14 protein-coding genes and 1 tRNA gene are annotated in these 14373 nt (G+C 41.5%); 7 read left to right on the top strand and 8 right to left on the bottom strand.

Annotated elements, in window-relative coordinates; all coding sequences use genetic code 11:
- The first annotated feature begins 71 nt into the window (after nucleotides 1-71).
- Nucleotides 72-143: transfer RNA gene (locus tag WBM98_RS02085), tRNA-Arg, on the top strand.
- Between the two features lie 156 nt (nucleotides 144-299).
- Here WBM98_RS02085 and WBM98_RS02080 read toward each other — a convergent pair.
- On the bottom strand, nucleotides 300-1037 hold the full coding sequence (locus WBM98_RS02080; RefSeq protein ID WP_424364367.1) for a hypothetical protein: 738 nt from the start codon (nucleotides 1035-1037) through the stop codon (nucleotides 300-302).
- 457 nt (nucleotides 1038-1494) lie between these two features.
- On the opposite strand from WBM98_RS02080, the gene WBM98_RS02075 reads away from it, so the two are divergent.
- The 5 genes from WBM98_RS02075 to WBM98_RS02055 all read left to right on the top strand — a co-directional run bounded on the left by WBM98_RS02075 (nucleotide 1495) and on the right by WBM98_RS02055 (nucleotide 6866).
- Complete coding sequence (locus WBM98_RS02075) at nucleotides 1495-2952, top strand: arginine decarboxylase (protein ID WP_424364366.1); 1458 nt, start codon at nucleotides 1495-1497, stop codon at nucleotides 2950-2952.
- Nucleotides 2953-2979: 27 nt separating this feature from the next.
- Complete coding sequence (gene speB, locus WBM98_RS02070) at nucleotides 2980-3921, top strand: agmatinase (RefSeq protein WP_424364365.1); 942 nt, start codon at nucleotides 2980-2982, stop codon at nucleotides 3919-3921.
- On the top strand, nucleotides 3908-4885 hold the full coding sequence (locus tag WBM98_RS02065) for a deoxyhypusine synthase family protein (RefSeq protein ID WP_424364368.1): 978 nt from the start codon (nucleotides 3908-3910) through the stop codon (nucleotides 4883-4885). The genes speB and WBM98_RS02065 overlap by 14 nt, the downstream gene beginning before the upstream one ends.
- A 2-nt stretch (nucleotides 4886-4887) precedes the next feature.
- Nucleotides 4888-5205 (top strand): hypothetical protein, encoded by a 318-nt coding sequence (locus tag WBM98_RS02060; RefSeq protein WP_424364364.1) that lies wholly within the window; start codon nucleotides 4888-4890, stop codon nucleotides 5203-5205.
- 122 nt (nucleotides 5206-5327) lie between these two features.
- Nucleotides 5328-6866: a bifunctional GNAT family N-acetyltransferase/carbon-nitrogen hydrolase family protein gene (locus WBM98_RS02055; RefSeq protein ID WP_424364363.1), complete on the top strand. Its 1539-nt coding sequence runs from the start codon at nucleotides 5328-5330 to the stop codon at nucleotides 6864-6866.
- A gap of 121 nt (nucleotides 6867-6987) precedes the next feature.
- Here the strand turns inward: WBM98_RS02055 and WBM98_RS02050 are convergent, their stop codons facing one another.
- The 5 genes from WBM98_RS02050 to WBM98_RS02030 form a co-directional block, all read right to left on the bottom strand.
- Nucleotides 6988-7221, bottom strand: coding sequence for a hypothetical protein (locus WBM98_RS02050; RefSeq protein WP_424364362.1), 234 nt, complete (start codon nucleotides 7219-7221; stop codon nucleotides 6988-6990).
- Nucleotides 7222-7223: 2 nt separating this feature from the next.
- Nucleotides 7224-8240: an FAD binding domain-containing protein gene (locus tag WBM98_RS02045; RefSeq protein WP_424364361.1), complete on the bottom strand. Its 1017-nt coding sequence runs from the start codon at nucleotides 8238-8240 to the stop codon at nucleotides 7224-7226.
- 10 nt (nucleotides 8241-8250) lie between these two features.
- Complete coding sequence (locus WBM98_RS02040; RefSeq protein ID WP_424364360.1) at nucleotides 8251-10596, bottom strand: xanthine dehydrogenase family protein molybdopterin-binding subunit; 2346 nt, start codon at nucleotides 10594-10596, stop codon at nucleotides 8251-8253.
- 1 nt (nucleotide 10597) lies between these two features.
- Entirely contained in the window at nucleotides 10598-11233 is a 636-nt protein-coding gene (locus WBM98_RS02035) for a (2Fe-2S)-binding protein (RefSeq protein WP_424364359.1), read from the bottom strand.
- Between the two features lie 251 nt (nucleotides 11234-11484).
- Entirely contained in the window at nucleotides 11485-12438 is a 954-nt protein-coding gene (locus WBM98_RS02030) for an NAD-dependent epimerase/dehydratase family protein (protein WP_424364358.1), read from the bottom strand.
- Between the two features lie 63 nt (nucleotides 12439-12501).
- Between WBM98_RS02030 and WBM98_RS02025 the strand changes: the two genes are divergently transcribed.
- Complete coding sequence (locus WBM98_RS02025) at nucleotides 12502-12999, top strand: hypothetical protein (protein ID WP_424364357.1); 498 nt, start codon at nucleotides 12502-12504, stop codon at nucleotides 12997-12999.
- A 111-nt stretch (nucleotides 13000-13110) separates the two neighbouring features.
- Here WBM98_RS02025 and WBM98_RS02020 read toward each other — a convergent pair whose 3' ends face one another.
- Together WBM98_RS02020 and WBM98_RS02015 are read right to left on the bottom strand one after the other, a co-directional pair.
- Nucleotides 13111-13806: a hypothetical protein gene (locus WBM98_RS02020; protein WP_424364356.1), complete on the bottom strand. Its 696-nt coding sequence runs from the start codon at nucleotides 13804-13806 to the stop codon at nucleotides 13111-13113.
- A gap of 138 nt (nucleotides 13807-13944) precedes the next feature.
- A complete protein-coding gene (locus tag WBM98_RS02015) occupies nucleotides 13945-14319 on the bottom strand; it encodes a hypothetical protein (RefSeq protein WP_424364355.1) in 375 nt (124 codons plus the stop codon).
- Nucleotides 14320-14373 lie beyond the last annotated feature (54 nt).

The raw sequence follows: 14373 nt of genomic DNA, 5'->3' as shown, positions 1-14373 counted from the left end.
GAATAGCCCCGAGGCTTCGGGGTCCTAAACTTTGGCATTGTTGCCGAAAGGTTTTTTGACATATTGGTTTTGGCCTCATAGTTCAACGGATAGAATAGAAGTTTCCTAAACTTTAGATCCAGGTTCGATTCCTGGTGAGGTCACTTTCCCTAAGCTGTAACACTTGTTCTCTGTAAGTTGTTGTGGCCAAAAGGGCTTACTATGAATAAATAAACGTAAGCTTGTGTTATTGAATGGACAGGGTTGATTATTAGGTTGTCACGTGCGCTTGAAAATTGTTTTTAACCACAGCCTACTGACTACTGCCTACCGGTACGCCGCATCCATATTTCATACATGGGTTCACCCTTGCTGTTCTTGCCTTGATGATGCCAATCATCACCAATAACTTTATAATCGAAGGTAAGCTTGGCTCCGACTCGAGAATTATCCCTAGAGAAAAATTCGATGTTTTCTTGGTATACCCCATCCTTTGCCGTAAAAGAACCACCACCCGTACCATGGAATTCCATGGTTTCGGTATTATAGGCAATCCATTGAAACCGACCTTCCATCAAGTATTTTAATGTTTTCCTCGGTTTGCTGTCTCCCCTGCGTTCTTGACCTGTATCCGGACCTCGGGCGCCAAATAACCATTGACCATCCAAATCTTGATTCAGCTTTGGGATGGTATTGAATGGTAATTTGGATTTTAGTTCAAGAACCAGCTTTGAACCTTCCATAGTGTAGGGAATACTAAGTAGTCGCATCGAGTCTTGTGCAAAGTTCGAGTTGAACTCCAAAAGTACTAGGAGCCGATTGTCTTCGAATCGAGGAAACCCACCTACGGTTTTAATGAACTTTGCCGGTGCTTTTTCATAAAGCGTCAATGTTAGATAATTCTCCGAGATCTTGAGTTCGTGAATAATATTCTTACCCTCTGAAATGTAAACGCCAGACTTAATTTGGGCTTGTAGGCTCATTAAACCACCGCAGAAAAGAACTATGAAATAAAGGGACATGTGTTTTTTCGCTTCCATATTTAAAAATATCTTCACTAAATATAAGAATTAATATACTATAAATGAATTGGTTATAGTTAATTACGGACGTATTCGAGACCAACAAAAACTTTTTTTTACATTTTACCGTATTTTTTTCGGAAACGCTTGTTTTTAAATATTTTTTGTTTTCATTTGTGCTCTCAAACTGATGGTATTCTTGGTTTGTATTTAAGCAATTAGCTGAACATAATGAATGGTGTTTGTATGTTCGGGTCAATGGGAATTAGGAAGTCAAACCCATTGTCAACCCAGGGATTGGGTAACCGGAATTTAAAGCTTACTTCCGATTACACTTTCACGATCGTCTGTAGCCAGCACGATTACTCTTTTATTCCAACCACTGCAAAACAGATAATTATTTGATTTAAATGCGTTGATCTTTTCAAAAAAGATTCTATTCCTTTATCTTAATTTTTAAATTGAATATAATTTCCAAATAATTATTTGTTCCATGAACACAAAATATATTGATCTCGTCGATCAAACCTTTGATTTTCCACAAGAGGAATTTACCCTAGACCATGACAACCTACAATTTCATGGCATACCCCTGATTGAACTGGTTGAGAAATATGGCAGTCCATTGAAATTCACTTATTTGCCCAAGATTTCAGAAAACATCAAGCGGGCAAAGGATTGGTTTGCCGAAGCCATATCAAATAATGGGTACAAGGGAAAATACCATTATTGTTATTGCACGAAAAGTTCACATTTTCAGCATGTGATGCATGAGGCCTTGAAAAATGACATTCATATTGAGACGTCATCGGCCTTCGATATCAACATCATTGAAAACCTGAAGGAAAAAGGCAAATTAAAAAATGATGCCTATATCATTTGTAACGGCTTTAAAAGAGAACAGTATATCGAAAATATTGGTAGGCTTATCAATTCGGGCCATCGTAACTGTATCCCTATCATCGACAATTATGAGGAGTTGGATCTGCTCTCCGACGTTATACATGACAATTTTAAAGTGGGTATACGTATTGCATCGGAAGAAGAACCGAAATTCGAGTTCTATACTTCCCGTCTAGGAATAGGGTATAAGAATATTGTCCCATTTTACGAGAACCAAATCAAGGAAAATGAGAAGGTAGAGCTTAAGATGCTCCATTTCTTCATCAATACGGGGATTCGTGATAACGCCTATTACTGGAATGAATTGGCGAAATGTTTAAAGGTTTATGTGCGCTTGAAAAGAATTTGTCCTTCTTTGGATAGTTTGAATATAGGTGGTGGGTTCCCAATAAAAAACTCCTTGGCCTTCGATTTCGATTATCAATATATGATTGACGAGATTGTAAACCAGATAAATATAGCCTGTCAAGAGGCTGAGGTTCCCGTGCCGCATATTTTTACCGAGTTCGGAAGCTTTACCGTTGGGGAGAGTGGAGGGGCCATTTATGAAATACTCTATCAAAAGCAACAGAATGATCGGGAAAAGTGGAATATGATCGATTCGTCCTTTATTACCACACTACCTGATACATGGGCCATAAATAAACGGTTTATCATGTTGCCGATCAACAGGTGGCACGATGAATATGAGCGCGTTCTATTGGGAGGTCTCACTTGTGATAGTGATGATTATTACAACAGTGAACAAAATAGGAACGCCATATATTTACCAAAATACTCAAAGAGCAAACCGCTTTATATCGGATTTTTCAATACGGGGGCTTATCAGGATACGATTGGAGGCTATGGTGGGTTACAACACTGTCTTATACCCCAGCCGAAGCATATCGTCATTGATAAGGATGCTGATGGCAATTTCAAGACAATTCTGTTCAATCCACAGCAGAAAGCAGAGCAAATGTTACGTATATTGGGATATGATTACACGGAGTCTACCTTAAAATCGAAAAAGACTTCAAAAAAAATAACAATACCTGTTCAAGGGTAATACTAAAAACCAAATAATATAATAATCATGAGTACAATGAAGAATTACGCGGGAATTGCCGACGAATTCGCACAATTGGAAACTGCCAAAGTGGTTTTGATTCCAGTGCCTTATGACGGAACAAGCACTTGGGGCAAAGGGGCCGATAAAGGTCCGAATGCATTTTTGAATGCGTCGGAGAATATGGAATTGTATGATATCGAAACCGACTCCGAAGTTTATAAACAAGGCATTCATTTGACCGATGCAGTAACCGAAAATGGTTCCCCGGAAGCAATGGTGAACGAAGTGCATAAAATGGCCAAGGAGTACATCAAGCGTAACAAATTTGTCACACTTTTTGGAGGCGAACACTCAATTTCAATAGGGAGTATACGGGCCTTTAACGAGTGTTTTGATAATTTAACGGTATTGCATATCGACGCGCACGCCGATTTGCGGGGGTCTTATGAAGGCACGAAATATAATCACGCCTGTGCAGTGCATGAGGCTAGTCAGACAACCAATTTGATCCAGATAGGCATCCGTTCCATGGATGCCATTGAAAAGACGATCATGGATGATGAAAAGACCTTTTTTGCCCATGACATGGTCAATGATGAATATTGGATGGATAAGGCCATTGATCTTATGACCGACAATGTTTTCATTACGTTTGACTTGGATGCCCTTGATCCATCCATTCTACCATCTACGGGAACGCCGGAACCAGGGGGACTGTTCTGGTACGAGACCTTGGATTTCTTAAAACAGGTTTTTGAGGAAAAAAATGTAGTAGGGTTTGATATCGTCGAACTTTGCCCGAATCCCCATGATAAATCTTCGGATTTCTTGGCAGCTAAGTTGTATTATAAAATGTTAAGCTATAAATTCATGGGCGAGGATGTAGCTGACGATTATGACAATACCTATGACGTGAATTACAAATCGGGGAACGCCCAATCAAAATTCGATGATGACGAAGACTAAAGGACCAATTTCCAATTTTATCGGGAAATACTATTTACACTTCAATGCAGCAGCGTTGGTCGATGCGGCCAAAGGGTATGAAGCGCAGTTGAATAAGGGTTCCAAGATGTTGGTGTCTTTGGCTGGTGCCATGAGTACGGCAGAGTTGGGTAAGATTTTCGCAGAAATTATCCGACAGGATAAAGTGCATATTATTTCCTGTACCGGGGCCAATTTGGAAGAGGATATTATGAACTTGGTCGCACATTCACATTATAAGCGTGTCCCTAATTACCGCGATTTGACGCCTCAGGATGAATGGAATTTGTTGGAGAAGGGCCTCAATCGGGTAACCGATACCTGTATTCCCGAAGAAGAGGCTTTTCGTAGGTTGCAAGAACATATCTTTCGAATTTGGAAAGAGGCCGAAGATAATGGGGAACGTTATTTACCCCATGAATTCATGTATAAAATGTTACTTTCAGGCGTACTTGAAGAACATTATGAAATTGATTTGAAGGACTCTTGGATGTATGCCGCCGCCGAAAAGAACCTTCCTATTGTCTGCCCAGGTTGGGAAGATAGTACCATGGGAAATATTTTCGCTTCCTATGTTTTAAAGGGTGAACTTAAGGCCAGCACCATGAAATCGGGTATTGAGTACATGACCTTTTTAGCGGATTGGTATACCGATAATTCGGCCAAGGGCATTGGTTTCTTCCAAATAGGAGGGGGTATTGCCGGTGATTTCCCAATTTGTGTGGTGCCCATGTTATATCAGGATATGGAACGGACAGATACTCCTTTCTGGAGTTATTTTTGTCAAATAAGCGATTCAACCACAAGTTATGGGTCCTATTCAGGAGCTGTGCCCAATGAAAAGATAACTTGGGGAAAGCTGGATATGGATACCCCAAAATTTATCATAGAAAGTGATGCGACCATTGTGGCGCCATTAATTTTTGCTTATCTTTTAGACATGTAATTATGGATAACCTGAAAAGAGTCATAGTAGATTTCAAAAAATTAACACCGGAAGTCCTTAAACTTTTGGTCGAAAGATATCCTGATGGGTACGATGATCGTAACATTATTTCCTTTCGAAATGCCCAAGGAGAACGGATAGAGGCTGTTGAGGTGTTGACCGAAGACACAAAATATTTGGTGAAGATCAGTGCAAAGCTGGAATACACCATGGAGAATTATGATGAGGATGACTATGATGAGTTTGATGATGATGATCCAGAAGGGGTTCCAGATCCCGATTTACCAGAGCAGGAGGATGACGATAATGACGATGATTGATCCAAGATATCCCATGTTCACACAAAGGCCTAGTAAGAACTACCTAATCGTTGTGTTACTTTCCCTTGGTAGTTTGGCCAACTGCAAAAGAATATATCACTAACTCACCCCCTTATCATAGAATGAAAATAAAGGAAATTGAAAATATTGAATTAAAGTACCTTGACCTTGACGACTATAAAGAACTCAAGCAAGCGATGCTTTCCTCGTATACCAATATGCCAGGGTCTTATTGGAAAGAGGAGCAGTTAAGGGTGTTGATCGACAAATTCCCCGAAGGACAGGTAGTGATAAAAATCAATGGTCAATTGGCTGGTTGTGCTTTGTCGATTATTGTTGATTATGATGAGTTTGAAGACGATCACACCTACATGCAGATTACAGGGAAATATACCTTCAGTACCCATACTGATGAAGGCGATGTACTTTATGGGATCGATGTTTTTATAAAACCCGAGTATCGTGGGTTACGGTTGGGTCGTAGACTCTATGATTACCGCAAGGAACTTTGCGAGAAACTGAACCTTAAAAGCATTGTATTTGGAGGCAGAATGCCCAATTACCATACCTATGCCGAAAAGCTTACACCCAAGGAATATATCGCAAAGGTAAGGTTGAAGGAAATACACGACCCTGTTCTCAATTTTCAGATCAGTAATGATTTTCATCCGGCCAAGGTGATGAAGGGGTATTTGGAAGGTGATGAGGCCTCCAATGAATTCGCCATCTTAATGGAGTGGGACAATATCTATTATCATAAGCCCACTAAAAAGGTATCTAAAAAGAAGTCCATTATCCGTTTGGGATTGATCCAATGGCAAATGAGGCCCTATAAAGAATTAGAGGCCCTATTGCAACAGGCCGAGTATTTTATCGATGCCGTGTCGGGCTATCGTTCCGATTTTGCGATGATGCCCGAATTCTTCAATGCGCCGCTTATGGCCGACCATAATCATATGTCAACGCCTGAGGCAATTAGGGAGCTAGCGAAATATACGAAGGCCATTGTTCAAAAATTCTCGGAGTTTTCTATTTCTTATAATATCAATATCATTACCGGAAGTATGCCAGAAGTGGTCGATGGGCGCTTGTTGAATGTTGGGTACCTGTGTCGCAGGGATGGCAGTATGGAGCGATACGAGAAACTACATGTTACCCCTGACGAGGCAAAGGTTTGGGGTATGCAAGGGGGTAATCAGCTTAAGGCTTTCGATACGGATTGTGGAAAAATCGGGGTCTTGATCTGTTATGATTCCGAGTTCCCGGAATTGAGCCGCATCTTGGCCGATGAGGGTATGAATATACTCTTTGTTCCCTTTTTGACCGATACCCAAAATGGCTATTCCAGGGTACGCCATTGTGCCCAGGCAAGGGCCATTGAAAATGAGTGTTATGTGGCCATTGCAGGTAGTGTTGGCAATTTACCCAATGTACAGAATATGGATATTCAGTTTGCACAGTCGATGGTCTTTACCCCCTGTGATTTCTCGTTTCCCACTAACGGGATTAAGGCAGAGGCGACTCCGAACACCGAGATGATCCTTATCGCGGATGTCGATATTGATTTACTCAGGGAGTTGAACCAATTTGGAGCTGTACGCAATTTAAAGGATAGAAGAACCGATCTTTACGAATTGAAAAAGAAGTCAGCTGCGAAGTAGGGATTGTTGAACTATATACCTCCCAAAAATAGTGACCTTTCGACTTTGGTTGCAATACAACAAAATCTGATTTTTAAGCAAAGATTTTAAATCTTGTCAATAGGGTACTGAAGGGTAACCCTTATAGATCATCGGCAACACCCGAGCGGTAACAAGACCGTCCTTGAATACAGTTCGCAGGCGAAACCAAACCATTGTCAGGTCCGACACCACCGGCCGAAGTTATACACCAACAAATTGTGTTCGCATCATCGAGTAAAAGCCAAGGATGATCCCCTCCTTCCATCATGCCATAGGGGTTTCTGGCCCGTAGGAATTTGCAAATCGCAGTATTGCCTGGTTTATTATCTCCCATATTCAAGTTATTTTCAAAATAGCTTCTTTAATAATCGATTTAAACAAAGGCACCTTATACCCGTTTTTAGAGAGGGGACGAGCAATTGACATGGCTGCTTCCGCTGCCGCTGAGGCATTTTCAGTATTGAGCGCCTTTTTTGCCATTGCTTCTTGCGCCTGAACAGAACGATAGGGTACTGGAGCCGCGGCACCTAAAACGATACTTGCTGATTTACAGGTGTCCCCTGCGGTTTCAATTACGACGGCCACATCTGCCATTGACCAGTCATAAGATTCACGAGCCCCCTGTTTAATATAATAGCTTTTGGTATTTTTTGAGGGTGCCGGGATAACTATCTCAGTGATAATCTCTTTGGCCACGAGAATGGTTTCCATGGCGATATCCTTGCCTGCACTAACAAAGAAATCATCCATAGATACTTCTTTTCTTTCCCCTTTACCATTGACGATAACGACACTGGCATTAAAAGCCATAAGGGCCGTAGCTATTGAGGAAGCATGTATACTTACACAGGAACCATTGTCTATAATCGCGTGATTTTCGTTTTCACCGGTTTCAGAATGACGGGCAAAACAACGATCTCCCGCTTTTCGGAAGCATTGATGATCGGCAGACCGAAAATACCAGCATCGGTTACGCTGGGCTATATTTCCTCCCAAAGTGGACATATTGCGCAGTTGGGGGGTGGCTGCATGGTTTACCGCTTGATGCAGTGCCAAATAGTGATTCTTAATATTGGGATTGGTTGCCAATTCGGCCAAGGTCACATTAGATCCTATGCGTAAACCCTCTTTTTCGTGAAAACTGATCGTATCAAGATTGGGAATATTGCGAATATTAATGATTTTCTTTGGCTTGATAAGACCTTCCTTTATCCAGTCAAAAACATCGATACCCCCTGACTTAAAAACGGCTGCTTCATTGGTAGACTGATATAGTTCTTCGGATACCGTTGTATTCACTTGCTGAAGGGCATCTTCTATGGATGTGGCTTCGTACCAACTAAATTTATTCATGTCTTAGTATTTATGAGACTTTATTCAATGCTTTGAGAATACTTGAGGGCGTAATGGGTATTTCATACAACCTTACCCCAATGGCGTTATAAACTGCATTGGCCACCGCAGCTGCCGTTGCAATATTTGCAGGTTCCCCGATGCCGTAGGCATCTGTTGAGGAAAGCGCTGAATATTCTTCGACGATCAAGGTTTCAATCTCAGGAATTTCCATGGAAAAAGGCACCTTGTACTGATCGACATTGGCGTTCATCATATGGCCAGTTCCTGTATCCATTATCCTATCTTCATATAAGGCATACGAGATACCTTGTATGATTCCTCCATTGATCTGGCTTTCCAATTGGCCTATATTGAGCGGACGGCCACAACTATGGGCGGCCACGATTTTATCGACCTTTACAAAGCCTGTATCGGTGTTCACACTTACTTCCGCAAATTGTACCGAGCCCAAATCCCCATAGGCTAGACCCCAGGGTTGTTGAAAGCCACCATAATCATCAGATCGGCTCGCGATCTTACTGATTTGACTGGTCCGCATTAGTTTGGTCGCTTCTTTAAAGGGCATTTTCAGATCGGCATTCTTTTTACTGCCTACTTGTCCGTTCTCAATGAACAATTCAGATGAATCAGTTTCCCATTTTTTTGCGACCAATTTCAATAAGGCTGTTTTGGCCTCATAAGCGGCATTACGGGTTGGAGGGGTAATTGAACCTGTAACCACACTACCTCCGGAAGCTGGCCCTACAGGGAAAAATGTATCCCCTATATTGACAGTGATATCCTTTACCTGCAGCCCTAATTCCTCTGCAACTACTTGGGCAAGAATGGTTTTTGTTCCCGTTCCTATGTCCTGAACGCCAGAGCGTACTTCAACACCGCCATCATTATGGATCTTGACTTCTACCGAAGAATCAAGGGTTACGAATCGCGGCCAAGTAGATTGGCCCACTCCATACCCTTTCTTTACGACACCATTGCCACTGCCAGTGGGTTGACGTCGTGACCAATCGAAAAGTTTCGCCCCACGTTGGCGTTCCACCTTGCGCACTTCACTTTTATCAATAAGATCTCGATATTTCAACGGATCCATATTTAGCTTTTCCGCCAATTCATCAATAGCCTGTTCCAGTCCAAAAGCACCCTGGACATTGCCCGGCGCACGCCAAGCCGCTCCAGGTCCGGCATTGGTCAATACATCATATTGTTCGGTTGCAAAATTGGGACAGGGATAAAGGACTTGGGCGATACGGCCCACGCCGGCACCAAGGCCAACTCCTGCCGTTCCGTGGGAACGTTGTTGTATAGCGGTTAAGGTGCCATCTTTTTTCGCCCCTATTTTTAGGAACTGTATGGAATTGGGACGGTTCCCCTCGGCAATATGCTCTTCTTGTCGATCCATCATCAACCAAACGGGTCTTCCTGATTTTTTGGAAAGATTGGCTGCCATGGGGCCGAAACTGCCGGCACTGTGCTTGGCACCGAATCCGCCACCCATAAATTCACAGACCACCCGTACTTTACTCTTTGGTAATCCGAAAACACTGGCCATCTCATTTCTGACCGAATTGGTACTTTGGGTAGAGGCATAAACCATCATTATATCAGGGCGCCAGTCAACAACGACGCCATGTGTCTCTAAGGGTAGATGCGTTTGTACTTGGGTGCGGTACGTTTTTTCCACAATAACATCCGCTTCATTGAAACCTTGCTCCAAATCTCCTCTCGGACCACCAAAAAAACTACTGGTCGATGGTCCCCTGACGTTGCCTTGCCCTTTACTTCCCTCATGCACTTCGCCTACAGCTCCACCATCTTCCTGTTGTGTAATGGGCTCGTCAAAAACGATTGGTGCATCAATTTCCATGGCAGCTTCAATATCTATGACGAACGGTTTCTTTTCATAGTTCACCTTGATCAAGGAAATGGCATCTTTGGCAATTTCCAAGCTATCGGCTGCAACACCTCCCAAAGGTTGTCCTACATACTTTACCATTGGGTATTTACCATTCTTATTTTCTTCTCCCTCTTCCTGGGGACTCTCCAAAAGATAAATGGCATGTACGCCCGGGAGACTTTTTGCTTTACTTATATCGATGGATGTGATGCCAGCATGCGGAACATTGGATCGCAACATCTTGGCATAAAGCATACCTGGCAATTTTATGTCTGAGGTATACTTTGCCTTACCGGTTACTTTATCGATAGCATCTATTCTACGAACCCTTTTCCCGATTATTTTCAATTTATCATTGATGGGCCATACTGGCGGTTCTTCATTAGGGATTTCCCTTTCTATTTCGCTTAGGTTGTGTCCAGGAATACCGTATGGGAATTTTTCTTTTCTAGTATCCATCTTAATTGTTTTTATTAGCTGCGGCTAATGTTGCTTTAAATACATGGGGATGCGTACCACATCGACAAAGATTGCCCCGTGTGGCGTTTTTGACATCCTCGAGGGTGGGATCGGCATTGTGTTCCAATAAGTGGGCACAAGACATGACCATCCCTGGGGTACAGTAACCACACTGTGAAGCATCATGTTCAATAAAGGCTTCTTGCACCGGATGCAACTCCCCATTTTTCGCAATACCTTCTATGGTCGTAATTTCCCTGTCACCAACATCAAAAACCGACATCATACAAGAATTCACCGGTTTTCCATCCAAATACACCGTACAAGCCGAACAAGACCCGCGATCACAGACCACTTTGGTGCCAGTGAGTTCCATATGGTCCCTAAGGGCACCTGCCAATGTGGTTCTCGGTTCCACGCTTAGCGATTCGACCGTTCCGTTGATCTTCATTTGAATGGTGGTTGCATCAGGACCGAACTCTTTCCCGGCGGTAAGCTTTTCCTCAGTTCCAAAAGCGAATGCATTGGTAGTCAACAATACGCTTCCAGCGGTAGACAATCCGGCGCCTCGAATGAAACTTCGTCGGCTTATTCCTTTTTTGGAATTGGATTCCGCCCCTTGTTTTTTATCTTCCATAAAATTAGAATATGGGTTTATGAACTTTTATTTAACCAAAAGGTAGAAAGTTAGTGAATTATTCATTCAGAAGCTATATAAATAATTAAGGATTTCTAGTAAAAAAACCATTTGATATTGTTAATTGTATCTTAAAAGAACAACGGTCACAAGGCAGTGAAAAAAATCATGGAGTTTACGGAATGTTTGGTTTAGGAAAGAACGCAGCTCAAATCGTGACCAGGGCAACACGATTTGGTGAATATTTCAAATCATATAGCGGCTGACTGATCCAGATTTGCCAACATTACCCCTGTGGTTTTTTCCAAATCAAACTCAGATTGCCAACCCCAATCAGACTGGGCTTGGGCGTCATCAATACTATTTGGCCATGAATCGGCAATTTCCTGTCGAAAATCAGGGGCATAGGTCATTTTGAAATCGGGAATCCTAGCCTGTATGCTTTTGGCGATTTCCTCGGGATTAAAACTCATGGCCGCAAGGTTATACGATGAGCGTATTTTAATTTTTTCGGGATCACTATCCATTAATAGTAGGGTTGCCCTAATTGCATCGTCCATGAACATCATAGGAAGCTTGGTGTCCTTTTTCAAAAAGCACGTAAACTTTTTTGTGGTAAGTGCCTTGTGGTATATTTCGACCGCATAATCGGTGGTGCCACCACCTGGCTTGGTTTTCCAGCTTATAAGACCCGGGTATCGAATGCTGCGTACATCAACACCAAATTTGGTATGATAATAATTACACCAACGTTCACCAGATTGTTTACTTATCCCGTAGACAGTACTAGGTTCCATAATCGTATTTTGAGGGGTGTTTTCCGCTGGGGTGTTGGGGCCAAAAACAGCGATGCTAGAGGGCCAAAAGATCTTATCTATCTTTTTTTCCTTGGCTAGATTCAATACATTGAATAGTGAATTCATATTCAGGTTCCATGCACGCATTGGAAATTTTTCAGCACTCGCACTTAGCATGGCGGCCATCAAGTACACCTCGCTGATTTCATAATGGGCGACTACTTCCTCCAAAGCATTGTAATCGGTGGCATCTAAAAGTTCAAATGGTCCTGAGTCCATCAAGCTTTCATTTCCTTCCCGAATATCACTTGCTATTATGGCTTCATGACCATATTTTTCCCGTAAGGCATACGTGAGTTCGGTTCCAATCTGTCCACATGCCCCTAATATTAAGATGGATTTCTGCATTAAAATCAGGTTAAAAGTATACTTGGTAAATATAGCTTTTATTAAAATTTGTACATTCGCTTTATGCATAAAATATTCATTGCCGTAGTAGTACTTTTCATTGTCGGTTCATGTAAGGAAAAGGTTGAAGATGCTGTTGACCTAGATGCTTCCCGCTATGAAATCGTTACTGATGAATGGCCCAAAAAGATTGCTGTCGATCCAAAGGTCAATGCCATTTTAAGGGAATGGCCAGAATTTACCGCCATGGACATCAGTTTTGATGCCATTTACAATGCAGTCAATAGAGAGGATTTAAGCCTGACCATCGAGAACATCATTGAGGAACAGAAATTACTTGAAGATTCGACTTATCCAAAAGAATTTGATATACCGCAGATAAAAAGCCGGCAAAAAGTTTTTAAGACCTATGTGCTAAAAGTTAAGGGAGACCTTACCTATTATTTGGATCCCACAACTTCGGTACAAGAAATGATCGAAGCTTATAATTTGCTCCGTGAAAAATGCAATGGAGTGGTATACCAAACCTTGGATGCCAAATTAATCTTGGAAGACGAATAGCCAAGGATATAACCTCACCGCACCTTCTTTGATCAGTCCAGTGCTTCTAGTAATGAATACCTGAAAATCCTTTGGGTAAGGGAGTGCAAGAAACCTAAGGCTTGAATTCTGTTATTTCTCTTCGCTGGGTTGTGTTTTTCTATTCTCTAAAGCTTGTTTGCTTAAACTGGCCAAATTAAAATTGGGATCGATTTTCAATGCCTCATCGATGAATGAAATGGCCTCATCGATTTTAGTTTTGTCCTGATTGTAGGTCGTAAGGGCTTTCAAATGGTAAAAAGCAGCTTTTAGTGATGCTTCATAAGGTTGCTGCCTTTCGTAAAAAGCATATTTCATATCCTCTGTAGCATTGGCTATGCCATATTCGATATTTGTACTGGCCCCAACATTATCACCCGTTTGTATCTTTAGATCGGCCAATTCATAGGCCAAATAGGGATTAGGAGTGCGTTTATTCAGAATCTCAAATTGTTCCAATGACCGTTTCGGTTGGTTTATGGCTTTTAAGGAGATGGCCTTTACTTGTACGGCAAGATCCGAATCAGCTTCGTTTTTATCGATCCCGATGGTATTCAAGGCCTGCATATGTTGACTGTTATTGGCATAGATATAAGCCAAGGTATCCTTCCTTGCCTTGGAAGGGGAAAGCACATTAAGATGGGTCAATGCATTGGTCATACCATTTACATCTGCCTGCATACGCATTTGCTTATAAAAAGCTTCGTAATGTTTTTGCAATTCGGTGTTTGATTGGGCATTGACCATGAAGCTAGTGGCACATAGCACCACAAAGGCAATCTTTCTCATGTTACTTGTATTTATGTTGATTTTTGGTGCGCTAAACTATTAAATTTATTGATATAAAGCTGTTAATGAAACCCTTAAATCATCAATAAAAAAAGGCGCCAATTAGGCACCTTTTATTTTGAAAGTTATTTTTTTGAATTACACAACGGTCAGTTTCACATCTTTTTTTGCGAATGTGCGTATGAGCCCCGCATAAAATCCCATACTCTTAGCATCCATTTCAATACATGATCTTAAAAAATCCTTGAGATTTTTGAACAATAAATTGGCATGTAAGATAGGAATGCTGGTATTCACCTTGGTAGGGTGATAATACTTGTCATCAATTACAATATCCATAGCTATCCTTTTTCTATGATAATCAATGGATACATCTGCTGCATTATAGTACTTTTTTAAAAGTGCAACATGTAATGTTTCATATTTTTTGGTCGATTGTTGGTTGGCGCAACTCTTGGAAATCAAATTCTCAATCTCCTTTTTTATTCTAATACTAATTGTTGAATTTTCCATGGCAATCGAATTTATGGTTTACTTAAAGTTATGCATTTCATCGATAAAGTGTTT

Source organism: Maribacter sp., assembly GCF_049667165.1.
Lineage (GTDB): Bacteria > Bacteroidota > Bacteroidia > Flavobacteriales > Flavobacteriaceae > Maribacter_A.
This window is presented reverse-complemented; position numbering and strand designations above follow the sequence as displayed.